We start from the raw sequence: 23,210 nt of genomic DNA on the forward strand, positions 1-23,210 counted from the left end.
AATTGGGGGGCAAATGGCTAAGGCAAACAGCAACGCACATCGCGAGAAATCGTCAAAGCCCTATAACGAACGCACCGATCTCGAAAAATTGCAGTCACAATGGACCAAATTATCCGGCCTGCACCTTCGAGAAGAGCCATCTGCGGCGATCGTCCGTTGCGCCACGGCAGCGGAGATCGCGGCCAACTATGCCATTCGGACGGAATGGGCCCGCAAGACCGAATTCGATGACACCATCGTCGACATGTTCCTGCGTTGGGCCAATGGCCTTCCGCTAAAGGTCACTCGGCTGTTCGTTCCGATCTATTTCGAGACGCCGGACAAGAGTCCGATCGGAAAGGCGCTCAAAGCGTCGGCCGAGAAGATCAACACGGTGCGCAATGCCGTGGTGCACCAAGGAGCCTTCAGCAATCCCGAGGAGGCTGAAGCCGTGATCGCCGAGGCGAAGGCCTTCATCAACACGATTGTCGGCCTGTCGATCGAAGGGTTCGACATCGAGGCGGCGGCGCGAGAATGGCAGGCGTCCCGCAAGAGCGAGGGGGGCGAATGACCTCGACGCTCGGCGGTCTGACCGTCACGCTCGGCAAGAAGCTCAAACAGTCCGACGATTTCCTGAAGGCCAAGCACAACCTGCTGACCCAGTTCGACAGCATCGACGATCTCGTCACGGACGAAACCAAGCTGTCTGCCAAGGATCGCCAGGCGATCGAGCATCATATCCTGCAGCTCCGCGCGGCGATCGCGCGCACGCTATGGTCGAACGAGTTCTACATCGGGCGCTCTCTGCTCGACGACTATATCCTGCACACCGCCAAGAATGGGGGCGGGGATGTGCCCGCGCGGGTCATCGCCGGGCTCGCGACCGCAGGCGCCGACAGGCCGGGCTTCGTCCTCTATCCGCTGACAGGTTTCGGGATGGAGATGCCGCGGATCTTCGCGAAGGACAGCAAGCTCCGCTCCGAGGCGATCTTCAGGAGCGCGGGCTTCGCCGTGAGTACCCAGAGCAATTCGTTCGACGCGGCCGTCGCCAGCATCGAGCGGATGGCAAGGGGGCTCGGCGTGAAGCAGCGCATAGACAAGTCGGATTTCCGGCACTTCGCTTACTCGGCAAAGTGGTTCGGAAAGAACCCGCTCATGCTGGTCCGCCTCACGTCGTTCACTGGCGATATGTACGAGAACCAGTTCGTCTATTCACTCAAGATCAGGGTGGCAGCGGCGAACCTGCTGATGCTGCATAGCCTGTCGCAGGAGGCAGTCGGGCCGCTCGACCGGCACCGCAATTCGTCCTTCGTCAACAATTTCGAGACGCTCGACATCGCCCATTATATGATCGGTGAGGCGATCCCTGGCCGCCCGATGTCCACGCGCCGCGTGCCCATGAACGTCTCCCAGCTCGAGCTGGCCAAGCTCTCTGACGTCGCCGCGACGCTCTCCACCACCGCACTGGCGACGTCCCGCATGCGGCGGCTTGCGGCGAAGGTGACGCAGGCGTTGAACACGGTGGAGCGAGGCTATTTTCGTCACGTCAGTATCGCCACGCATTCGAAACCGGAGAACCGCCTTTACCGCCGTCTGCTCACTGCCTTGGACTGGTTCCGGCAGTCGTTCAGTGCCCGGGCGAACGAGGCGGAGGCGATCGTCGCGCTGGCGGTGGCGTTCGAGACGCTGCTCACGGACCAATATGCCCCCGCGATTGCAGAGCGCCTGCGGCGCCGGATTGGGATTTGCATCAAAGGGGTGCCAGGCGTGGCGAACTATCAGGCCAGCGTTCTGGCGATCTACTATGCCCGCAGCGCCATCGTTCATACGGGCGAGCCTGACCACGCGATTGACATTCATCGCGGCCAGGTCGCCTTCGCGCGCTGCTTCTGTGCAATCGCCGAACGGCTCACGGCTTGGACACCGACCTCGAACAACGCCATGGGCGACCTGTTGGGCGATATTGCATGAGACCTTCGTCAGGCTGAACCTATCGATAGGCCGCCGCCCTACCGTTGAGGGCCTTCGACACTTTGCTATGATGATACCGATGCAGATACGACCCGAGAAACCTGCGGACGAGGAATTTATCCGCGCCGTAACTACTTCCGCTTTCCTCGCAGCGGAGCACAGTGACGGCAACGAGGCCTCAATCGTTGATGGGCTGCGCAATGCGGGTGCGCTGACGATCTCGCTTGTCGCTGCCAACGGTGGGAATATCGTAGGCCATGTCGCATTCTCCCCAGTCATGATCGACGGCATTCTCGACGGGTGGTTTGGGCTTGGCCCCGTGTCGGTTGACCCAAATTGCCAACGAGAGGGCGTCGGCAGTGCGCTGATCGAGGCAGGTCTCACCGACCTGAAGCGGCAAGGCTCGAAAGGATGCGTGGTTCTCGGCGATCCCGCTTACTACCGCCGGTTCGGCTTTGCCGTCGATCCCGACCTGCGGTTAGCAGGAGCCCCGCCAGAGTTTTTTCAGCGGCTCTCGTTCGATCAGCAGCACCACAGCGGCATCGTCACATATCATCCCGCATTTGGCGGCGAGTAGAGAGCCCTATTCGCTGTTTCTTGCGCTGCGTTCCGGGCCGGGTGCGTCAGCGGAAATCGCGCTATCGGCGCCCACACGCTAGACCGAGATCTTTCGATAGCCGCTTCCCTGCACGAATCCCTGTTCAAGGCACCATCGGCGGGTCAAGCCGGCGCCGGTGTCATTCGAGTAGGCGTGCGCGTTCGAGCGGAAGCGCAGAAATGAGGGCCAGGTCGAAGGGGCTGGGTGGTTCGTCGCTACATGGACAAGGACCTTCTCCCCGTTTCTGATATCGGTGGGCTTCCTGACGGCGTAATATTCGCCCCAATCGTCGCTCTTTTCGAGGACGGCCTGGGTCACCGTTTGCCGAGTGGCAGGCCGTCCGGGTTTACCGGCCTCTACCTGCGACGCAATTGTATCGCGATCGCCCCATTCCCGGAAATACACGTTGGCCCAGCAGCCAAGAACCTGATGGGCGTTGAGCGCCTCGATATCCTGGTGCCGATCGATGTCGATCCAGTGCGCCCGGTGGCCAGAGGTGTAGACAGCCCCGTCGTAAAGGATTGCGCAGAGAGAAGGTGAGAGCGGCAGGAAAAAGATGGCCCCAGCGGTCTTTACCCCGAAACTCGGTCGGCCCTTGCGCGGCCGTTGAATATGCAGGCGGTTGGTCAGGATGGCCGGATCGTCGGAGGTGAAGAATGGGAGGTCTGACCGGTTTCGCGCGATGCAAAGCGTGAGATCGTCGACGATCCGCATCGTGTCCTTGTAGTTCAGCATCGCGGCCTGGACGGCCTCCTTCGATGCCTCCTTCACCGTTGGCACGGGAAGGTCGGATCCAGGAACATCTTGCAGCGCCAGCGCCATTTCACTGGCTTTCAGCGAGGCGGCTTCCGTCCGGAGGTATTGGAGATAGATGAACCGCTTGAGGACGACCTTGACCGCTGAACCGACCGCGCCGCCATCGGACAAGTGGCGGACGATCGGCCCATAAGGGTCCTCGATGAAGTTGATCGCGTTCTCGAGAAGCTTGTTTTGCCCGTAGAAATAGTCGCCCGAGCATTGATTCCTGACGGGTGCGTTGGGAATGGCCTTCATGCGATCGAGATTGAACAGGTTGATCGCCAGCCCCTCTCCGTTGACCGTGAACGGCCGAAGGTGGACCCGAGGGACGAAGTGCTGGTTCTTGTTGTCGGCCATCTATCGGCGTGTCCGCATCATGCGTGTTCAACGGCCGGGTAGCTTGCCTCCATGATCCCCTGAAGTTTCAGAGGATCAAGGACATAGGTCGCGAGCGTAAGTCGCCTGTATCCCATCGCGACTTCCCAGTCTGTGGGGTCGAGCGCCGCAAGTTGTTTGGCGGCGATGGAATCGCCCTCGAGATAGGTCACAAGATCGAGCGCATGGAATTCGCTTCCGGCCCAGATCGACAGACTGCGCTCCTCACCGCTCAGCTTGCCCATGGTCAGGACATTGATGAGTTCATGCGCCTGGCGAACCGGATGGCCGTTCAGGGCCGCACCATGAAAGATACGATTTGCGGTGACGATTCCGGTGTGGACTTCGGCAGACGGATCGACCGCCCAGCCATGCTTCTTCAACAATTGGCTCTTGTGGGTCGTCTCCGAAAAGACCCGCCGCCGCTTGTCCAGCTGGTCGCGCCCGACCTTAATGTGATCATAGCTGTTGCGCATCTCGTGTGGTGAGCACGGGTGGTAGGCGTTCTTGCATTCGAAGAAAAACAGATGGCCATCGCGCCAGGCGACGATGTCGAGTTCAAAATCGAGCCCGCCAGCACGCAGTTCCACGCCGGATTCAACCTTGAACCCCGCGGATTTGAGCGCGTCGATCACTGCGTTCACCATCTGGTCTTCGGGGCCGAGTGCGATCGGTCGCAGGCCGTTGGCCACGATGGTGTTACGGACGAGATTCGAGGCGGCCAGCACCTGAGGGGCAATGACGTAGTAGCCGCCGAGGTCGATCAACGGTCGATATTGCAGATCGATGTGACCGGTGCTGATGGTCATTTTCATCAGATCGATCAGGGAGCGCACCTTTGCTTCGCTCCTAAAAATCAACATCATCTGCATGAAGAGATTGTCGTGAGACATCACAAAGACGGTCGACGTGAAGGTGAGGAATGTGCGCTCGGCCTCGTCCTCAATCCGCGCCAAGGCCCTTTGGTACACACCGCTCAGGAAGGTGAAGTACCTCTGAAATTTGAAGATGTCGGTGGTGGTGACATGCTCATTCACATCGGCGATCAGATCGCTGACGTTCCCAAAGTTGTTGACATCGAGGAGGAGGAGGCTCTCCACCTCCTCGCGAAACATCTGGTCCCCAGCGAAGATCGAGAAGATTTCCGGCGCCGTCGGCAGCATCATTCGATAGCGTCTGACCGGCTTTTCCGCGAGTTCGAGCAAGCCGGGAAAGGCGTCACGTTCAAAGCCCATGTCGAGAAAGTCACTCATGGACATCGGCGGGTTTGAGTTCCGGAAACGGTGGATCCGGATGATCGCTTGATTGTCGCTCTGAATGTAGCCCAAGCGGACGGAGCGCTCTATGTCCGGGTCGATCGATGAGATTGTGACGGTCTCGCCTTCGAGCGTCGCTTGATAGGGCAACCCATCAATCTGGGTTTCCGCGTCCTTGAATTTTGTGAGGCGCACGGCCGCGAGGAGCAGTCGTTCATAGACCACCGCGTCCGTCGTGATGGCAGCAATATCGACGTGATTGCAGCATTCGTCGGTGATCGGGAACAGCGAGGCATAGATCGAGAAGATCAGCGAGGCGCCGTCTACATATTCTTCCGTGGTGTAGCGGCGAGGCGACCAGGACGGCTGCGAAGGGTCGGCGACCCAGCCCTGGTAGAACTGGTTATTGAGAATCACGAGCAGGGTCTTGAGAACGCAATCTCGCCGGCTCCCGAGGATTTTGACGATTTCGTCGTAGAGCGCGCGCGCGTTGGAGGCCAATTTGCTGAGCGCAATCACGGACTCGAAATAGCGAGCGCGTTCTGGAGCGTTCAACAACGGCCGTATCTGGAGTGCGGTCTTGGCGAGGGTGCCGATCAGATTGCCGGCGTAGCCGTAACGCGAAGCACGCAGCACACCTGCCCGGCGCAGGCGGGGCACCACATGTCAATCGGCGTGCAAACGGGACCCCCTATCGGCGCGCAAAAGGGACCCCCTTTTCAAGATGGCGCAAGGTTGATCGGACACGCGCCCTTGCGCTGCGCGCGGCGTAGGGAGGGCGGAGCCCGACCGGAGGCGCGCGCAGCGCAAAGCATCTTAATCCCGGTGTGCAGCGGAGATCAGTTTCGGTTCTTGAAGCGCCAGCTGTCATTGCCGGTCTCGATGATGTCGCAATGATGGGTGACGCGATCGAGGAGCGCGGTGGTCATCTTGGGATCGCCGAAGACCGTGGGCCATTCGCCGAACGCGAGGTTGGTGGTGATGATGACGCTGGTCTGCTCGTAGAGCTTGCTGACCAGATGGAACAGCAACTGGCCGCCTGAGCGGGCGAACGGCAGGTAACCTAGCTCATCGAGCACGATCAGATCGAGACGGGATAGCTGGGCGGTGAGTGCGCCGCTCTTGCCGATCCTGGCTTCCTCTTCGAGACGGGTCACCAGATCGACGGTGTTGAAGTAGCGGCCGCGCGCACCGGAGCGAACGACATTGGCGGCGATAGCGATGGCCAGGTGGGTCTTGCCGGTGCCCGTGCCGCCGACCAGGACGATATTGCGCCGAGCGGGCAGGAACGCGCCGCTGTGCAATGAACGCACCAGCCCCTCGTTGATCGGTGTGCCCTCGAACCGGAACGCGTCGATGTCCTTCACGACCGGCAGCTTTGCGGCCGCCATCCGGTATCGGATCGACGCGGCATGGCGATGCGTCGCTTCCGCTCGGAGAAGGTCGGTCAGTATCTCCATCGTGGTGCGCTGACGCTGAAGGCCGGTGGTGACCGCATCATCGAACGCGCCCGCCATGCCCTTGAGCCCAAGCCCGCGCATCGCCTCGATCATGTCATGCCGCTGCATCGAAGGTCCTCAGCTGGTCGTAACGGGCGCAGTCGGCGATCGGCGGATGGCGCAGCGCGCTATCCTCGGAGGTGATGATCGTAAGTGGGCGCGGCGGCTCGCGGTGCCGCGCCAGGATGTTGAGGATCAGATCGTCGCTCGCCGTGCCGGTCGCCAGCGCTTCGCGCACGGCCGCTTCGACCGGATCCAGGCCATCGATCAGCACGGCCGACAGCACACGGACGAACCGGCGGTCGGCATCGTCGCCATTACCAAGCTTGCGGCGCAGGCGCGCCAGCGCAGGTGGCAGGTCCCAGTCCTGGAAGGGCGCGCCGTTCCGCAGCGCGCCGGGCTTGCGGGCCAGCACCGGCAGATAATGCCAGGGGTCGTAAATCGTGCGGTTACGCCCGAAGGTGCGAGGATGCTCGGCGACAACCTCCTCGCCGCAGCGCACGATGATGCGGTCGGCATAGGCACGGACCTGCACCGTGCGCCGCGCCATCGTCGAGAGAACCGAGTAGCGGTTGCGGTCGAAGCTGATCAGGCAGGTGCCCGTCACCGCATGCTCGCTCTCGTTGAAGCCGTCGAACGGCCCCAACATCGGTTGCAGTGCCGATCGTTCGATCTCCAGCGCCTGCGCTACGGTTAGCTCGCCCTGTTCAGGATGCGCCTGCCGTTCCGCCCAGCGCCGACACTCGGCCTCCAGCCAGCCATTGAGCTCCTCGAGGCTGGCGAACCGCAACCGGGGCTGGAAGAAGCGACCCCGGATCGTCTGCACCTGGTTCTCGACCTGCCCCTTCTCCCATCCCGCCGCAGGTGAGCAGGCGGTCGGCTCGATCATATAATGGGCGGTCATGATCAGGAACCGCCGGTTGAAGACCCGTTCCTTGCCGGTGAACACGCTCGTCACCGCCGTCTTCATATTATCGTAGATGCCGCGCCCTGGCACCCCGCCGAAGAAAGCAAAGCCGCGCGCATGCGCGTCGAACAGCATCTCCTGGCTCTCGCGCGGATACGCCCGGACATAGACTGCCCGCGATGCACACAGTCGCATATGCGCGACCTTCACCCGCATCGGCTTGCCCGCGATCTCCACATCCTCATGGCTCCAGTCGAACTGGTAGGCCTCGCCGGGCTTGAACATCAGCGGGATGAAGGCCGTGACACCATCGCCGGCATCCTTGCGCCGATCGGCCTTCCAGCGCGCCGCGTAGCGCCGCACGGCATCGTAGGAGCCCTCAAAACCCTCGCGCTCCAACAGATCATGGATCCGCGTCATCCGCAGCCGCTCGCGCTTGCCGCGCACCTCATTCTCTTCCAGCAGTGTGTTCAGGCGATCCTGAAACGGACCGATCCGCGGCAACGGCTGAACCTTACGCTGATAATCGAATGCGCCTTCCGGCGCCCGGATCGCCTTGCGGATCACCTTCCGCGATACATGCAAATCCCGCGCGATCGCCTTGATCGCCTTACCACCGGCATACTCGCGCCGAATCCGAACCACTGTCTCCAAAACCAACATCCCGATCTCGCCGCCTGATTATCCAGCCGGCTGCTTAAACCATCGAAATGAGGGGTCCCTTTTAGACGCCGATCACCCCGCTAACGGGGTCCTTTTTGCACGCCGATCCACAGCACCACATAGGCGGCATCGATGTACAACAGCGCGAGGAGCGTCACGGTCGCCTCGCGGCGGCGTTTTGCTTCGATATGACCGCCGAGCGTCTCGATTGCGGACCGGATCTCGGCGCCGATCGCCTTGGACATCGCAGGCCGCGGCGATTGGCCCAGCTTGGCAATCATGTCGGTCTGATTCCGTGTCGCAAGCAGTGTCGCGATGAGGGCTTCAACTGTCGCGGCGGACGAAGATACCATGAAACGCTGCTTTCCTGCTCCGGCTGTTGCTGGCGCGCCTCGTTCACCCGCTCACACGTCAATGGCGTGAACAGAAACACTGTGACGCGTTGGCCGTAAGCTGGCCCCCGAAGGCGATATAGGAATGGTCCAGGCTCCCTGCCATGAGCTGGAATGATGTCTCTCGCCCGAATACCTATGCACCGACCGGCTAGTCTAATGACAAGCTCCCACTGCGCCGAACTTCTCTCGTTTTCCCCCGGAGCTGCGAGCCGGCGAGTTTGGACAGGATCAGCGGAAATCACGCGAACGGACCCTTATGCCGGGATCAGGCGGTGGCGTCAGCGATCTGCGATCCCACGATACCAGATCACGGGGATCGCACCGCAGCGGATGTTTGGCCACGTCAGCGCGACTAACCCGGTAGATATCGGCGACATCCGTGCGTGTGCCAACGCTGGCAAGGAGCGGCGACAAATCATCGAGCCGCTGGGCGACCACATGGATCACCTCGCCCTCGCGCTGCACCTGGCCTCGCACGCCCATCATCGACGCACCCAGGACGGCGCGCCGATGCTTCTCGAACACGTTGGTCCATACCACCAGGTTGGCGACGTTCGTTTCGTCCTCCAGCGTGATGAACATGACGCCCTTGGCGGAGCCCGGCTTCTGTCTGACCAGCACGATCCCCGCGAGATTGATCCAGCGGCCGTCTTTCATGGACTGCAGCTCATCGCAGGTGATCATCTTGCGATTGCGCAATTCGTCGCGCAGGAACGCCAGCGGATGAGCCCGCAGCGACAGGCCAGAGGCCCGATAATCCTCGACCACTTCCGCGCCGGCGCCCATAGGCGCAAGGATGACCGTCGGCTCGATCGCTTCCTGGCGTAGCTTGCCTTCACGTTCGTCCGCCGCAGCGAACAAGGGCAATGCTGCATTGCCGAGCCCCTTAACGCTCCACAGTCCCTCACGCCGATTGTTCCCCAATGAGCCGAACCCATCGGCTTCGCCGATCCGATCCAGAGCGCCGCGCCCCACGCCGGCACGCCGCTGGATTTCCTCGACGCTCTCATAGTGTTGATCGGCGCGCGCCGTGACGATCGCCGCGGCATCGCGGTTGGCGAGCTCATTCACCATGCGAAGGCCCAGCCGAACGGCGAGATAGCGGCCGCCCGTTGGCTCAAGGGTGCAATCCCAGCGGCTGTGATTGACGTCGATCGGGCGGATCTCGACGCCATGCTGACGCGCGTCGCGGACGATTTGGGCCGGGGCATAAAAGCCCATGGGCTGGGCATTTAGCAGCGCGGCGCAAAACACATCTGGATGATGGCATTTCACCCAACTGCTGGCGTAGGCGATCAGCGCAAAGCTCGCGGCGTGGCTTTCCGGGAAACCATAGGAGCCGAAGCCCTCGATCTGTTTGAAGGTGCGCTCCGCGAATTCCTGATCGTATCCGCGCGCGACCATGCCATCGATCAGCTTGTCCCGAAAATGTGAGACGCCGCCTGTCAGCTTGAACGTCGCCATCGCGCGCCGAAGCAGATCCGCTTCGCTCGGTGTGAAGCCAGCGCATTCGATGGCCACGCGCATCGCCTGCTCCTGAAACAGCGGCACCCCCAAGGTCTTCTCGAGCACGCGCCGCAGTTCCTCGGTCGGATAGGTGACGGCCTCCTCGCCGTTGCGCCGGCGACGATAAGGGTGGACCATATCGCCCTGGATCGGCCCGGGGCGCACGATCGCCACCTGAATGACCAGATCATAGAAGGTGCGCGGCGCCATCAACGGAATGGACGCCATCTGTGCGCGGCTCTCGATCTGGAAGACACCCAAGGTATCGGCCTTGCGGATCATCGCGTAGGTCGCCGGATCCTCGGCGGGGATGGTCGCGAGATCGAGCTTCAGGCCCTTGTCATTCTCCATGAACTCGAACGCCCGCCGCATGCACGACAACATGCCCAGCGCCAGGACATCGACCTTCATGAAGCCCAGGAGATCGATATCGTCTTTGTCCCATTCGATCACCTGTCGATCTTCCATCGCAGCCGGCTCGATGGGCACCAGTTCGTCAAGCCGATCGCGCGTCAGCACGAATCCGCCAGGATGCTGCGACAAATGGCGCGGCGTATTGATGAGCTGACGGGCCAATTCCAGGGTCAGCACCAGGCGCCGGTCGGCGAGGTCCAGATTGAGCTCTTCCGCGTGTTTTTCCTCGACGCCATCCTGGCTCCATCCCCAGACGGACCCGGCCAGACCCGCCGTCATGTCCTCGCTCAGGCCGAGCGCCTTGCCGACTTCGCGGACCGCGCCCCGCGCGCGATAGCGGGTCACGACGGCCGTCAGCGCCGAGTGCGTCCGCCCATAAGTCTCATAAATCCACTGGATCACTTCCTCCCGGCGCTCATGCTCGAAATCGACGTCGATATCGGGCGGCTCGCGCCGCTCGGCCGACACGAAACGCTCGAACAGCAATTCCGAGCGCACCGGATCGATCGAGGTGATGCCCAGCACGTAGCAAACGGCACTGTTCGCGGCCGACCCACGTCCCTGGCAGATAATCTCGCGCCGCCGCGCTTCGGTCACGATGGAATGGACGGTCAGGAAATAGGGCGCATACTCAAGGTCCGCGATGAGCTTCAGTTCGTGCACCAGTTGCGAGCGCACCTTGTCATCGACCCCCTCGGGATAGCGGTCGGGGGCTTTCTCCCAGGTCAGCCGCTCCAGCTCCTCCTGCGGCGTCCGGCCGGGCACATTGATCTCATCCGGATATTGGTAACGGAGCTCCTCAAGGCTGAAACTGCACCGCGCTGCGATCTCGAGCGTGCGAGAGACGGGCGACGCATCCTTGAGATAGCGACGGAACAGCCGCTCCATTTCCTGGCCGGTCTTGAGATGCCGATCGGCGAACCGCTCGCGCCGAGCGCCCAATTCGTCGATCGTGCATTTCTCCCGGATGCAAGTGACAACATCCTGCAGCATGTGGCGCTCCGCCGCGTGGTAGAGCACGTCATTGGTCGCGACCGTAGGAACGCGAGCCGCAGCCGCCAGGTTCGCGAGATCACGCAGCCGGATCGCATCTTTCGGTCGCCGCCGGATCGTCAGAGCCAGATAGGCACGGTCGGCGAAAATCCGTTTCGTCCGCGCAAGGGCGGCCTCGGTGCCGACGTCTGCCCGGTCAGGACTCAGGATCGCGATGAGCCCGTCATTCCATTGTTCGACATCCGACCAGTCGAGATGACAGGCTCCCTTGCCGCCGCGTTCTTTGCCGATGCTGAGCAGTCGGCACATTCGGCCATAGGCTGCGCGATCCGTCGGATAGAGCAGTAGCGCCGTGCCGTCGCTCAGATCGATCCTGCATCCGATGATGGCACGAACGCCGGTGGTCCGTTCGGCATCCCAGGCCCGGACGATGCCGGCGACCGATCCTCGATCAACGACGCCGAGAGCAGGCAATCCGAGCAATGCGGCCGCGGCGAACAGCTCCTCGGGGGATGATGCGCCCCTCAGGAAGCTGAAGTGCGTCGTAACCTGCAGCTCGACATAGTTGGCGTCGACCTCGCTCATGCGAACGCACCGTGGATGAACCAGCGCATGGTGCCCGTAGCCGGATTTACGCCGTCACCGAGCCGGAACAGCCAGTACCGACCGCCTGTCTCGGTCTCGACCTGATAATAATCCCGGACGATCAGCGCCTTGTCGGCCTCATTGCCGCTCTCGCGCCACCATTCGCCGTGCAAGCGTTCCGGACCATCGCCTCGGGTCACCCGATAGCGCTTTCGACGCCACACGAAGAGGCGAGGGGCATCGTCTGGCAGCAGGGCGACCACGTCGATTGGCTCGGGTCGATCCAACATGCGGGCGGGGCGAGGGAGGTCATCGTCCCACTGGGCGCCGCTATCTTTCGCAAGGGCGGGCATCGTGGTGATCGAGCGCTCAGGCATACTGCTCGCGTGCGGTGCCGCCCGATGCAGGCTCCGTGGACCAAAACGGTTGGCGAGCGCATCGACCAGAGAGGCGAGGTTCGGCCCGCGTCGCGGGCTTTCCAACCCTTCATCCTGTTGGGCCGCGAGCGCGTCAGCCAGCGGCGTCACGAGGGTCATTGCCTCAATGCCAAGCCCTGGCTCGACCGTCTCGATCTTAGCGCACAGCAATTTCGCGAGATGGCCTGCGTCGCGGGATGCGGTTGCGGTCCCGATGCGGATCGCCTGATTGTGGCCGTCCACACGGTGGAAATAGCAATCCAATCGGCGAGCACCCTTGCCGATACAGGTGAGCTGCCCCACCACATCGGCAACGAGATCGCCGATCACCTGGGCGAAGGCTTCAGGTGTCGCGATCGGCTCCATGAAACCTCGACGGGCCCGCGGCAGATGTTCAGGGTAGATCGGCTCGATCGGCTCGGGCACGAAGCCGAGCGCCTGATCCAGCCGCCGATGCAATTCGCGGCCGAACCGTTTGGCGAGAGGGCCGCGCGGCGCACCGATGAGCTGTTCGATCCGCTCAAATCCGAGCTTGCGCAAACCTTCGACCTCGCGTCCTGGCAATCGCAACGCCGATATCGGCAGGATGGAAATGGCAGTGCGGTGTCCGCCCGGCTCGATCGTGACCGGCCGGCCGGCGGGTACATGCCGCGCAACGGCATGGGCGCAGCCTGCAGTGTCGGCCACAGCGATCTGCAGAGCCAGCCCCGACGCGGCAACACGGCGATGGAGATCCTTGAGCAGCGCCTTCTCGGTGCCAAAGAGACCCGCGCAGCCGGTGATGTCGAGCCAGATTCCGTCGGGCGCATCCGGTGATACGAAGGGTGAGTATCGGCGGCCCGCCCATAGCGCGAGATCGCGAAGTCCCTGCAGGTCGCCCTCCGGGTCGGCATCGACGACCTGCAATTCAGGGGCAAACGCTCGGGCCTTCGTCACGGTCATGCCGACGCGGACACCGAGCGCCTTAGCCTCGGCATCGACGGCAGCAATGACTTTCCTGCCGTGATCGGGCACCGCGGTCACCAGCGGAAGATCAAGGACCAGGCCGTCACGGCACTCAGGCGACAATTTTGCGATCTTCCGCCGCAGCCGGTCGGTCGACCAGTGCGGCAGGAAGAGCGATACGACCCGTCGCATCGCACGCCTCCACGATCCAGGCGTGCGGATTACCACCGCGCACACGTTCCAAATCCACATGCCAGCGAGGGCGACCCAGGCTCGGCAGACCGAGATCTTCGCTTGGTGAAGCGGTGATCCGCCAGCGTGTCATCGCTGCCGTCCCTTCGGCGACCTGTTCGGCCTTCGCCGCGCGACGAAACACGAAGGCCGCTACACCCGAGCTTTCCGCCGCCAATTGCAGGCGCTTCGATGCAGTAGTCGAATATTTCCCGACTTCGCCAACCACACCGGCGATGCCAGGGTGATGCAGGCACTCCTCCATCGCGAGCAGGACATTGGTGTCGCTGCCGGCCTCGACATAGATGACCCGATCTGGATGAAGACCGGCGAGATGAAGGGCAGGGGCAAACAGGTCGCGCCAGCGCAGGCACCAGAAGACGGGACCTTCCATTCGCGCCAGGATTCCCGCCAGAAAGACCGTCGCACTCGCCTCGTCCGCGAGATCGGGACTGCCCATCATTTCATGGAGAGCACCTGCAGCAATGCCTCCGCCCGGCAATCGCTGATCCAGTTCGTCGATGCCGAACGGGATCGCTTCGCGCTGAACGCCTACGCCCTCGATACGCGCGATGCGCGCTCGCAAATCTTCAAGGACGGTTGATTGACGCATGGCATTCAGGAGACTCGGGACTCGTTGATTCGTTCCTTATTTGTTCCTGTTCCCGGCGATGAGTCAAGCAGCTCAAATGCACCGCTTCCGAAGCCTGTGGAATCCGCCAGAAAAAAAGCGCCTTCGGTCCTTTGTGGGATTCACATCCACCAAAGTGCATAGTAGATTCATGCTATGTTCCATCAGGCAGACCTATTCGAAGCATCCGTCGAACCCGCGCGAGGGATGGACACGCCGGGGCTTTTGGCGGCGATCGCCGCAGCTTCGCCGCGGCCAAAATTCTCCTACATGCTCCTCCAGCTCCTGGAGGAAGTCGCTGACGAAAAGGGCAGGGCTGGACCGAGCGTGATGGTGAACGGCGACGCCGTGCCTGTCCGCGACTGGCTGTGCGATGCGCTGGCTCCGATCGCGCAGCGTACACCCTGGCGCCGTTCGACGATCGAAACCGTGCGGTCGGCACTTGAGCAGGCTGACGAACTACCGGCCGATCCGACACAGGCTGACCGTGTCATTGAAGAAAGGGTCCGTGAGCGGGTTCGCCAATCGGGCCGCTGCAATGTCAGCCGCGCAGTGTCGGATCTATGTCGGGGCGGCCTCCTGCGACGCCACTATCAGGGCTATCGGGTGGATCATCAAAATCGCGGCGCCCAGCGCGAGGCAGTCTACACGATCATGCCGGACACCTTGGCGGCGCTACGCCGGCGATGAGCTGCCGCTGATCGCAAGATCGGCTTCTACTGCGGTCGCGCGCATCAGGCGATCGGGCATCTCCAACAACTTCACGGCCGCCGCGGTGATCGCTTCGGCTTCGGTGGGATAGGATTCGGCCGAGCTGATCGATACCCCATCGGGCAATGCGACCGTTGCCTGAAATCCGTTGCCTTTAGGTGTCGCGCTCAATCGGACTTCCATGAAAGGTCTCCGCGTTGTATCGGGACTGATATTCTTATAAGATATTGATATTTAACATAATTCTTATTATCGCTCTAAGAATTTGTAAGCGCAACTTCGAAAAGAGACACCTCCGCAATTTCCAAATGAGACTCGTCTCTTGAGGACGCCCCTGCCGCGATCCAATGCTGCTCTTCGAAGCCCGACTTATCCCGCCAACCAGCGGACGGTCAACTTAGCTGACCGTCCACTCCTCGGTAGTGTAGCCTTCGTGGCCCGCCGTTAACTCTGGACAGCGGCGTCGATCTTGGATCGTTGATCACGGCGGACTTGCCACCGAGCAGCAAGAGCCGTGATCGCCGGCAAAACGAGCAATGTGAGCACGGTCGAGGTGATCAGTCCGCCGATGACCACGGTCGCGAGCGGCCGCTGGACTTCGGCACCCGTACCGGTTGCCAATGCCATCGGCACAAATCCGAGACTGGCGACTAACGCCGTCATCAACACGGGGCGCACGCGCTGCATCGCGCCACTGACGATGGCGTCTTCCTCGCCCGCCCCTTCTTCGCGTCGCTTGCGGATCGCGCTCATCATGACAAGGCCGTTGAGCACCGCCACGCCCGACAGCGCGATAAACCCGACCGCCGCGGTGATCGAAAACGGGATGCCGCGCAGGAGCAGCGCGAACACGCCGCCGGCGAGCGCCATCGGCACCGCGCTAAAGACGATCGCTGCCGGCACGAGCCCGCCGAGTGCCATGTAGAGCAGTGCGTAGATGGCAACGAAGCAGATTGGCACGACGATCAGCAAGCGCAGCCGGGCCGATTGCAGGCTTTCGAATGTGCCGCCCCAGGCTGTATACATGCCGGGCGGAAGATCGAGGTTGCCGATCTTCGCCTGCGCTTCCTGCACAAATCCGCCCAGATCTCGGCCGCGGACGTTGACCTGCACGACCACCATGCGCTTGCCGTTCTCGCGGCTGATCTGGTTCAGCCCCTGGGTGTAGCTGAACCGCGCCACTTCGCGCAGCGGGATCGAGCGGGCAATCTGGCCATCGGCCGCGGGCAGCATCACCGGGATGGCGCCGAGCGTTTCAAGATCGTCGCGCTGGGCGTCGGGCAAGCGAACGACCACCGAGAATCGCCGGTCACCTTCAAACAACAGCCCCGCCTCACGGCCTCCCAGTGCTGCGGCGACGGTACTGGCGACCTCCTCAACCGTCAGTCCGTAGCGCGCCGCCGCGAGCCGATCGATCTTCACATCGAAGGTCGGCGCACCGTCAGTCTGTTCGGCGCTGACGTCGCCCGCGCCGGGTATCGTGCGCAATACGCCGGCGATGCGCTTGGCCTGCGCGCTCATCGCATCAAGATCGTCGCCGTAAAGCTTGACCGCGACATCGGCGCGCACGCCCGCGATCAGCTCGTTGAACCGCATCTGGATCGGCTGCTGGATCTCGGTGCGGTTGCCGATCAGCGGCTTCATCCGCTCCTCGATCCGCCGCAGGATATCCTCCTTGGATTTGACCTCGGCGGGCCATTCGCTCTCGGGCTTGGGGATCACATAGGTGTCCGAGGCATTGGGTGGCATCGGGTCGGTGCCGAGATCGGCGTTGCCGTTCTTCGAGAAGACCAGCGCCACCTCGGGCAGCGTCTTCAGGGCGTTTTCGATCTGCAGCTGCATCTGGGTCGACTGGTCGATCGATGCGGAGGGCACGCGGAAGTTGGTGACGGTGATGTCCTTCTCGTCGAGCTGCGGCATGAACTCCTCACCGAGGAACCCGAACGCGAACACAGCCGCGGCAAACACGCCGACCCCACCGAGAATGAACGGCATCGGGCGCGCGACCGCCTTGTCGAGCAGCGGGGCGTATTTCTCCTTGAACCAGCGGATCGGCTTGACCTCGGTCTCGCTGACCCGGCCCTTGATGACGATCGCGATCATGGCGGGCACGAAGGTGATCGACAGCACGAATGCGCTGGCCAGCGCGACCATGAGCGTGATCGCCATCGGCGAGAAGGTCTTGCCCTCGACCCCCTGGAAGGTGAGCAGCGGCACGAACACGAGGAAGATGATCAGCTGACCATAGACGGTCGGCCGGACCATCTCCTGCGCCGCCTCGATCGTCTCGCCCATCCGCTCCTCGAGCGTGAGCAGACGGCCTTCATGCTCCTGCCGCTCCGCAAGGCGCCTGAGCGCATTCTCGACGATGATGACCGCACCGTCGACGATCAGGCCGAAATCGAGCGCGCCGAGGCTCATCAAATTACCTGATACGCCGAGCCCATTCATGCCCGCCGCCGTCATCAGCATGGTGATCGGGATGACCGCCGCCGTGATCAGCGCGGCGCGGACATTGCCGAGCAGCAGGAACAGGATGACGATGACGAGCAGCGCGCCTTCGACCAGGTTCTTCTCGACCGTGGCAATAGTCGCGTTGACCAGTTTCGAGCGGTTATAGACCGGCTCGGCGAAAACGTCAGGTGGAAGGGCCTTGTTGATTTCGGTGAGCCGCTCGGCCGCGCTGTTGGCGACGATGCGGCTGTTCTCGCCGACCAGCATCAGCACAGTCGAGATGACCGCTTCCGATCCCATGCGGCTGCCCGAACCGGTCCGCACCGCGCCGCCGATGACGACCTGACCGACATCCTTGACGCGCACGGGGACGCCCGCGCGGGTCGCGACGACGGCCTGCTCGATCTCGTCGATCGATCTGAGCCGCGCATCGGCGCGGACGAGGAAGCTCTCGCCCGCGCGCCGGACATAGTTGGAGCCGGCCGAAAGGTTCGCCTTCTCCAGCGCATCGGCGAGGTCGGTGATCGATAGGCCGTAGGTCGAAAGCGCATTGAGGTTCGGCTCGACCAGATATTGCTTCACATAGCCGCCGTTTGAATCGACGCCGGCGACGCCTTTCACGTTGCGCATCTGCGGACGGATGATCCAGTCCTGCACCGTGCGCAGATAGGCCGCCTTGGCGAGTTCGGTGGTGAGCCGCTCGCCCTCGGGCGTCAGGTAACTCCCGTTGGACTGCCAGCCGGGCTTGCCGTCGGTATGTTCGGCGCCGCCCTTGCCGTCGGGATGCCGGAACGCGACCGAATAGAAGAAGATCTCGCCAAGCCCGGTGCTGAGCGGTGCGAGGTTGGGCTGGATGCCGGCAGGCAGGCTGTCCTTGGCCTGGGCGAGACGCTCGGTTACCTGCTGTCGCGCGAAATAGATGTCGGTCGTGTCCTCGAACACCGCCGTCACCTGGCTGAAGCCATTGCGCGAGAAGGACCTGGTCATCTGCAGGCCCGGAATTCCGGCGAGCGCTGTCTCGACCGGGAAGGTCACCTGCTTCTCGATATCTACCGGTCCAAGCGTCGGCGCAAAGGTGCTGATCTGCACCTGCCGGTTGGTGACATCGGGCACCGCGTCGATTGGCAGCTTGGTGATCTGCCAGGCGCCGAACGCGACGACCAGCAGGGTGAGACACGCAACCAGCCAGCGGCCGCGCACCGAGAGTTGGAGGATGCGGCCGATCATTCCGCCGACTCCTTCTCGAGTTCGGCCTTGAGCAGGAAGGCGTTGATAGTCGCAATCGGCGTGCCGGCCTTTAGCCCAGATACGATTGCAACCAGTCCGCCGCTGCGGCTGCCGACCTCCACATTGGTCGCCTTGAAGCCGTTCGCCGTGCGGACGAACACGACCGTTCGGTCGCCGACGGTCTGGACCGCGTCCTGCGGCACCATCACGCCATCCTTGGCGGCGCCACCGCTGCCGAAGATGCGGGCCTGTATGAGCTGGCCGGGTGCCAGCATCGACACGCCGGCACTTGGTTCGATGACCACCGTCGCACCGCGCGTGTCGGGATCGACCACGCCCGTCGAAGACCGCACCCGGCCTTCGATGATCTGGCCGTCAGCCAGGCTGAGTTCGACGCGATCTCCCGCACGGACACGCGGCGCATCGGCCGACGGCAGGCTCGCCGTGATCTGGAGACGGCTGGGATCGGCCACTCGGAACAGCTCGGTCTCGGCCGAAACGAACTGGCCAAGGTTGGCGGGAGCTGCGGTGACACGACCTGAGACCGGGCTGGCTACCACCACCGATCGCCCGTCACGCGCGACCCGCGTTGCGCCGGCGGCAGCGCTGGCGCGCATTGCGTCGGCGCGGGCGACCGCGAGGTTGGCTTCAGCCGTTTCATAGTCCGCGCGCGGCGAGACGCCCTGCGCGAGCAGGCTGCGCTCGCGCGCCAGTTGCCGGGCCGCGAGCGTCACCCGCGCGGAGGCAGCAGACTGGTCTGCGGCGATCGCCGAGGCATCGCGACTCTCGACCAGCGCCAGCGTCTCGCCGGCGCGAATGGGATCGCCGATCCGCTTGAAGATGCGGCTCACCGTGCCGGCGGCGCGCGAGGTCAGCACCGCCTCCGCGTCGGGCGTCGCCTCGAGCGTTGCGGATGCCGCGATCGCCGCGTCGAGTTCGCCCGAGGCAGCGGGCGCGACCGAGATCTGCGAGGTCTTGATCGCCTCGGCGGTCATCGCGACGCTGTCCGATGGCGCGGCCGATTGTTCGGCGGCTGCTTCGACCTGTGGTGTGGGAGCGGTCAGGCGAGCAATGCCGAACCCGGCGCCGGCAGCCAGCACGAGCGCCAGCGCAGCGCCGGCAGTGAGTTTCTCATTGGCGTTCATTGGATGGGTTCCCCCGTGATGGTGCGGCCAGCGAGGCGGGCTAGGCGTGCGCGCGCTTCGAACCGGGCGGTTTCGGCGTCGAGAACGGTGCTGCGGGCGGTGCCGAGACCGTGGCGGGCGGCGAGCAGTTCGACGAGCGGCGACTTGCCTGCCTCATAGGCGATGCGGGCGAGACGATAGGTCTCGTCGGCGGTGGCAAGCGCGCCGCGCGCGGCGGTCACCCGGCTTTCAGCGGCGGAGAGCTCGGCGGCCGCCGATTGCGCTTCGGCACGGGCCTCGGCGCGTAGCACCGCAAGCCGGGCTTCGGCGGCATCGACCTCGGCGCGCGAGGCGGCGATGTTGCCGCGGTTGCGGTCGAACAGGTGAAGCGGAATGGTCACGCCGCCGAGCACCGCGGTCGCACCCTCATATTCCAAGCGGCGCACGCCCACGCTCGCGGTGATGTCGGGTGTCGCACGGCGGCTTTCGACATCGAGCCGGCGCGCTGCGGCCGCGCGTTCGGCTTCGGCGACGAGCAGCGCGGGACTGGCCGTCGGATCGACTGGGCCAACCATGTCCGGGCTGGGACCGGTATCGAGCAGCGATTCAGCGAGGCTGGCAAATGGCGCATCCGCTCCGACCAGTGCCGACAGCCGGACATAAGCGGAGATGCGGTTCGCTTTGGCGAGATCGAGCTGGGCGCTGACCTCGTTGAGCGCCGAGCGTGCCTGGAGCGCGCGGAGCCGCGTTTCCTTGCCCGCACCGACCAGCGCTTCGGCTGCCTTCAGGTCGCTCTGCGCTTCCTCGACTTCGTCTTCGGCAAGGCCAACGCGCCGGTCACCGATTTCGGCGGCGGCGTAGGCGCGTGCGAGATCATAGGCGAAAACGACCCGGGCATCGCGGTCGCGAGCACGCGACGCGACCACGCCGGCTTCTCCGGCAGCGATCCGTGCCGAGCGCTTTCCGCCCAGTTCGATCGGCTGGCTATATTGCAGCGTCGTCTCGGCGCGCCCGAACCCGGAATAGGGTGACGATCCCGCCACATTCTCGGTCATCACATTGATACTCGGATTGGGCCGTGCGCGCGCCTGATCGCGCAGCCCTTCGGCCTGGCGGACGCCGGCTTCGCTTACCGCGAGCCGCGGAGCGTCCTCGCTTTCACGCAGCAGCGTGGCGAATGGCGGCGCTACCTGCGCATAGGCGCTCTGGGCGACCGCCATGAGGCAGGTCGCGGCCAGCATGCCGGCAACCGCACGCCGCGGCAGCCGGCCTCGAAAGGCTTGCATCGGTATTTCCCCTTGAAGGCTTGAAGATCGGGCGCGCCAGACGGGCGCGCGACTTCAGCCTCGCGGGGGTCTCAGGAGTCCGTCGGGGTGGATCGCGCCGGGCGCCTGCGGGCCGGCAATGCTCCACTGGAGCGGCACCGGCTTGAGCATCGCAGCCAGCACGGGCTGGCGCGGTACATCGATCGTCTGGATCACGGCGTGCGCCGCCATGTGCAGGACATCCGCCATGTCGGGCGTCTTGCTTGGCGCATGCTCGTGATGATCGCGATCGACACTGGTTGCATGAACTGCGGCATGGCTGTGCGGCATGCCATCGTGCCACGTCGATAGCGCCAGCACGCCGATCATTGCGAACAACGCCATAAGCGCGGCGACGCGCCCGAGCGCGCCACCGGAGCCGAAGCGCCGCGTGGAGATCGACATTGCTGTCATACGACAAGACCTATCGCGAGAGCTGTGAACTCACAAGACGAACGCGCGATCATTGGCGCGGCCAATGCTGGTGCAGATCGTCGATCACGAAGACATGGCTCTGGTTGCCGCCGCTATGATCTTGGCGAAGATGCGGATGGTCCGGGCCAAGCGTCTCGTGATCATGCGCGATCTCTTGCGGATCGCTCTTCGGCCATAGCGCGACGGCTGCAAAGAACCCGATCCCGGAGAGACCTGCCATCGCGGTCAGCGCCGCGGGCATTCCAATCGTCGCGCCAAGCTGGCCGACCAGCGGATAGGCGATCAGCCAACAAACATGGCTGAGCGCGAACTGGGCGGCGAACAGCGCGGGCCGGTCTCCGGCGCTGGCCGAGCGACGCAGCAGGCGCCCCGATGGCGTGACGCTCATCGAATAGGCGATGCCGAGCAGCGGCCATGTGAGCAACAGCACCGTCCAGCCAATCCGCCCGCCGCCCGCGGTCGCGCCCCATGTGGCGAGGCCGGCGAGCATGACGGTCAGCAAGGCGGCGGCACTCACCATCACCGCGCGATCGGCAATACGATCGAGAACGCGCGGCAACAGCAGCGCCGCGAGCATCGAGCCGCCGCCATAGGCGGCAAGCGCCAGGGCGACCTGCGACTGGCCGAAGCCGAGTCCGCGGACGATGACGACGGTGTTGACGATGACCATCGCGCTCGCCGCGGCCGCAGCAAGCGTCACCGCGAGCAGGCCGCGCAGGCGCGGTGTCTTGAGATAGATACGGATTCCGCGGGTCGTCTTGTCGTAGATGCCAGTATCGGCCTTCGGTGAAGCGGCGCTCCTGGCGAGGCCTGATGAGACCACCAAAGCCGCCGAGGCGAGGAACCCGATCGCGGTCCCCGAGAACAGCCAGTGGAAATTGATGATCGTCAGCAATGCCGCCGCGAGCATCGGGCTGGTCAGGCTCTCCATGTCATAGGCCAGCCGGGACAGCGACAGAGCGCGGGTATAGTCGCCCTCGTCGGGGAGCACGTCGGGGATGGTTGCCTGGAACGTCGGCGTGAACCCTGCGGACGCGGCCTGCAGCACGAAGATCAAGACATAAACCTGCCAGACCTCGCTGACGAACGGCAGGCAGATCGCGACCGCCGCGCGGACCAGATCGAGCGCGACCAGCAGCGCCTTGCGCGGCACGCGGTCGGCGAACGCGCCGGCGATCGGACCAACGCCGATATAGGCGACCATCTTGATCGCCAGCGCCGTGCCAAGCACCGCGCCCGCATCACCACCGGCGATGTCATAAGCGAGCAGGCCGAGGGCGACCGTCGCCAGGCCGGTCCCGACCAGCGCGATGAGCTGGGCGAGGAAAAGATGACGATAGGTCCGGTTGGCGAGCACGGTAAGCACGCCCGCCCCATATCCCCCTGGGGGGATACATGTCTATCCCCCCAGGGGGATATTTTCTCGACAGTCGGTCGCCTGCATGCGATGCTATCTCATGGCCCACTATGCACACTCCAATCATCCGGCGATCATCAAGCGGCTGAACCGTGCCGCTGGTCACCTGAAAAGCATCGTCGGGATGATCGAGGAGGAGCGGCCGTGCGTCGATATCGCGCAGCAGCTCCAGGCGGTCGAAAGCGCGATCGCCAGCGCGAAGAAGGCACTGATCAACGATCATATCGACCATTGCCTCGTCCATGCCGAGGAGGGTGAAGGACCGGCGGAGGCGATCGCGCAGTTCCGCGCGATCTCCAAATATCTCTGACCAATGCGCTTTCTTGCGCAGAGCTTTCTTGACAGTCGCGGGCTCCGGAGGCTTATTCGCGGCATG

The 23,210-nt window shown here is 63.5% G+C and carries 19 protein-coding genes; 5 read left to right on the top strand and 14 right to left on the bottom strand.

Annotated features, from left to right (window positions below; genetic code table 11):
• Positions 1–13 precede the first annotated feature (13 nt).
• From SAMIE_RS21640 to SAMIE_RS21650, 3 genes are all read left to right on the top strand, one after another.
• Positions 14–550: a hypothetical protein gene (locus SAMIE_RS21640; RefSeq protein WP_066703440.1), complete on the top strand. Its 537-nt coding sequence runs from the start codon at positions 14–16 to the stop codon at positions 548–550.
• A complete protein-coding gene (locus tag SAMIE_RS21645) occupies positions 547–1,950 on the top strand; it encodes a HEPN domain-containing protein (protein ID WP_066703444.1) in 1,404 nt (467 codons plus the stop codon). The genes SAMIE_RS21640 and SAMIE_RS21645 overlap by 4 nt, the downstream gene beginning before the upstream one ends.
• Positions 1,951–2,029: 79 nt before the next feature.
• On the top strand, positions 2,030–2,527 hold the full coding sequence (locus tag SAMIE_RS21650) for a GNAT family N-acetyltransferase (RefSeq protein WP_096367890.1): 498 nt from the start codon (positions 2,030–2,032) through the stop codon (positions 2,525–2,527).
• Between the two features lie 78 nt (positions 2,528–2,605).
• Here the strand turns inward: SAMIE_RS21650 and SAMIE_RS21655 are convergent, their stop codons facing one another.
• From SAMIE_RS21655 to SAMIE_RS21690, 8 genes are all read right to left on the bottom strand, one after another.
• Entirely contained in the window at positions 2,606–3,703 is a 1,098-nt protein-coding gene (locus SAMIE_RS21655) for a DUF4238 domain-containing protein (protein ID WP_066703447.1), read from the bottom strand.
• A 17-nt stretch (positions 3,704–3,720) separates the two neighbouring features.
• Positions 3,721–5,637: a hypothetical protein gene (locus SAMIE_RS21660; protein ID WP_145988142.1), complete on the bottom strand. Its 1,917-nt coding sequence runs from the start codon at positions 5,635–5,637 to the stop codon at positions 3,721–3,723.
• 179 nt (positions 5,638–5,816) lie between these two features.
• Positions 5,817–6,545, bottom strand: coding sequence for an IS21-like element helper ATPase IstB (gene istB, locus SAMIE_RS21665; RefSeq protein WP_054590669.1), 729 nt, complete (start codon positions 6,543–6,545; stop codon positions 5,817–5,819).
• Complete coding sequence (gene istA / locus SAMIE_RS21670) at positions 6,532–8,046, bottom strand: IS21 family transposase (protein WP_030093251.1); 1,515 nt, start codon at positions 8,044–8,046, stop codon at positions 6,532–6,534. The genes istB and istA overlap by 14 nt, the downstream gene beginning before the upstream one ends.
• An 80-nt stretch (positions 8,047–8,126) precedes the next feature.
• Positions 8,127–8,327, bottom strand: a complete 201-nt coding sequence (locus SAMIE_RS21675) for a hypothetical protein (protein WP_126516961.1) — start codon at positions 8,325–8,327, stop codon at positions 8,127–8,129.
• 342 nt (positions 8,328–8,669) lie between these two features.
• Positions 8,670–11,939, bottom strand: a complete 3,270-nt coding sequence (locus tag SAMIE_RS21680) for an error-prone DNA polymerase (protein WP_066701113.1) — start codon at positions 11,937–11,939, stop codon at positions 8,670–8,672.
• Positions 11,936–13,492: a DUF6504 family protein gene (locus SAMIE_RS21685; RefSeq protein ID WP_066701114.1), complete on the bottom strand. Its 1,557-nt coding sequence runs from the start codon at positions 13,490–13,492 to the stop codon at positions 11,936–11,938. The genes SAMIE_RS21680 and SAMIE_RS21685 overlap by 4 nt, the downstream gene beginning before the upstream one ends.
• Positions 13,413–14,144: an ImuA family protein gene (locus tag SAMIE_RS21690; RefSeq protein WP_066701115.1), complete on the bottom strand. Its 732-nt coding sequence runs from the start codon at positions 14,142–14,144 to the stop codon at positions 13,413–13,415. The genes SAMIE_RS21685 and SAMIE_RS21690 overlap by 80 nt, the downstream gene beginning before the upstream one ends.
• A gap of 288 nt (positions 14,145–14,432) precedes the next feature.
• On the opposite strand from SAMIE_RS21690, the gene SAMIE_RS21695 reads away from it, so the two are divergent.
• Positions 14,433–14,852 carry a hypothetical protein gene (locus SAMIE_RS21695; protein ID WP_315850630.1) on the top strand — a complete coding sequence of 140 codons (420 nt, stop codon included), beginning with the start codon at positions 14,433–14,435 and terminating at the stop codon, positions 14,850–14,852.
• Here the strand turns inward: SAMIE_RS21695 and SAMIE_RS21700 are convergent.
• The 6 genes from SAMIE_RS21700 to SAMIE_RS21725 all read right to left on the bottom strand — a co-directional run bounded on the left by SAMIE_RS21700 (position 14,838) and on the right by SAMIE_RS21725 (position 22,783).
• A complete protein-coding gene (locus tag SAMIE_RS21700) occupies positions 14,838–15,056 on the bottom strand; it encodes a hypothetical protein (protein ID WP_066701117.1) in 219 nt (72 codons plus the stop codon). The two genes, SAMIE_RS21695 and SAMIE_RS21700, sit on opposite strands and share 15 nt — an antisense overlap.
• Before the next feature lie 261 nt (positions 15,057–15,317).
• Positions 15,318–18,554, bottom strand: coding sequence for an efflux RND transporter permease subunit (locus SAMIE_RS21705; protein WP_066701118.1), 3,237 nt, complete (start codon positions 18,552–18,554; stop codon positions 15,318–15,320).
• Complete coding sequence (locus SAMIE_RS21710) at positions 18,551–19,699, bottom strand: efflux RND transporter periplasmic adaptor subunit (RefSeq protein ID WP_066701119.1); 1,149 nt, start codon at positions 19,697–19,699, stop codon at positions 18,551–18,553. Before SAMIE_RS21710 ends, SAMIE_RS21705 begins: the two co-directional genes overlap by 4 nt.
• Positions 19,696–20,964, bottom strand: a complete 1,269-nt coding sequence (locus tag SAMIE_RS21715) for a TolC family protein (RefSeq protein WP_066701120.1) — start codon at positions 20,962–20,964, stop codon at positions 19,696–19,698. Before SAMIE_RS21715 ends, SAMIE_RS21710 begins: the two co-directional genes overlap by 4 nt.
• 54 nt (positions 20,965–21,018) lie before the next feature.
• A complete protein-coding gene (locus tag SAMIE_RS21720) occupies positions 21,019–21,387 on the bottom strand; it encodes a hypothetical protein (protein ID WP_066701121.1) in 369 nt (122 codons plus the stop codon).
• A gap of 58 nt (positions 21,388–21,445) precedes the next feature.
• Positions 21,446–22,783: an MFS transporter gene (locus tag SAMIE_RS21725; RefSeq protein ID WP_066701122.1), complete on the bottom strand. Its 1,338-nt coding sequence runs from the start codon at positions 22,781–22,783 to the stop codon at positions 21,446–21,448.
• 91 nt (positions 22,784–22,874) lie between these two features.
• On the opposite strand from SAMIE_RS21725, the gene SAMIE_RS21730 reads away from it, so the two are divergent.
• Positions 22,875–23,144 carry a metal-sensing transcriptional repressor gene (locus SAMIE_RS21730; RefSeq protein ID WP_066701123.1) on the top strand — a complete coding sequence of 90 codons (270 nt, stop codon included), beginning with the start codon at positions 22,875–22,877 and terminating at the stop codon, positions 23,142–23,144.
• Positions 23,145–23,210 lie beyond the last annotated feature (66 nt).

The sequence above is a fragment of the Sphingobium amiense genome (genome assembly GCF_003967075.1).
Classification (GTDB): Bacteria; Pseudomonadota; Alphaproteobacteria; order Sphingomonadales; family Sphingomonadaceae; genus Sphingobium; species Sphingobium amiense.

Coding starts and splice junctions, on each gene's coding strand:
- SAMIE_RS21640 (WP_066703440.1), top strand. CDS start 14: ATGGCTAAGGCAAACAGCAACGCACATCGCGAGAAATCGTCAAAGCCC.
- SAMIE_RS21645 (WP_066703444.1), top strand. CDS start 547: ATGACCTCGACGCTCGGCGGTCTGACCGTCACGCTCGGCAAGAAGCTC.
- SAMIE_RS21650 (WP_096367890.1), top strand. CDS start 2,030: ATGCAGATACGACCCGAGAAACCTGCGGACGAGGAATTTATCCGCGCC.
- SAMIE_RS21655 (WP_066703447.1), bottom strand. CDS start 3,703: ATGGCCGACAACAAGAACCAGCACTTCGTCCCTCGGGTCCACCTTCGG.
- istB (WP_054590669.1), bottom strand. CDS start 6,545: ATGCAGCGGCATGACATGATCGAGGCGATGCGCGGGCTTGGGCTCAAG.
- istA (WP_030093251.1), bottom strand. CDS start 8,046: ATGTTGGTTTTGGAGACAGTGGTTCGGATTCGGCGCGAGTATGCCGGT.
- SAMIE_RS21675 (WP_126516961.1), bottom strand. CDS start 8,327: ATGATTGCCAAGCTGGGCCAATCGCCGCGGCCTGCGATGTCCAAGGCG.
- SAMIE_RS21680 (WP_066701113.1), bottom strand. CDS start 11,939: ATGAGCGAGGTCGACGCCAACTATGTCGAGCTGCAGGTTACGACGCAC.
- SAMIE_RS21685 (WP_066701114.1), bottom strand. CDS start 13,492: ATGCGACGGGTCGTATCGCTCTTCCTGCCGCACTGGTCGACCGACCGG.
- SAMIE_RS21690 (WP_066701115.1), bottom strand. CDS start 14,144: ATGCGTCAATCAACCGTCCTTGAAGATTTGCGAGCGCGCATCGCGCGT.
- SAMIE_RS21695 (WP_315850630.1), top strand. CDS start 14,433: ATGCTCCTCCAGCTCCTGGAGGAAGTCGCTGACGAAAAGGGCAGGGCT.
- SAMIE_RS21700 (WP_066701117.1), bottom strand. CDS start 15,056: ATGGAAGTCCGATTGAGCGCGACACCTAAAGGCAACGGATTTCAGGCA.
- SAMIE_RS21705 (WP_066701118.1), bottom strand. CDS start 18,554: ATGATCGGCCGCATCCTCCAACTCTCGGTGCGCGGCCGCTGGCTGGTT.
- SAMIE_RS21710 (WP_066701119.1), bottom strand. CDS start 19,699: ATGAACGCCAATGAGAAACTCACTGCCGGCGCTGCGCTGGCGCTCGTG.
- SAMIE_RS21715 (WP_066701120.1), bottom strand. CDS start 20,964: ATGCAAGCCTTTCGAGGCCGGCTGCCGCGGCGTGCGGTTGCCGGCATG.
- SAMIE_RS21720 (WP_066701121.1), bottom strand. CDS start 21,387: ATGTCGATCTCCACGCGGCGCTTCGGCTCCGGTGGCGCGCTCGGGCGC.
- SAMIE_RS21730 (WP_066701123.1), top strand. CDS start 22,875: ATGGCCCACTATGCACACTCCAATCATCCGGCGATCATCAAGCGGCTG.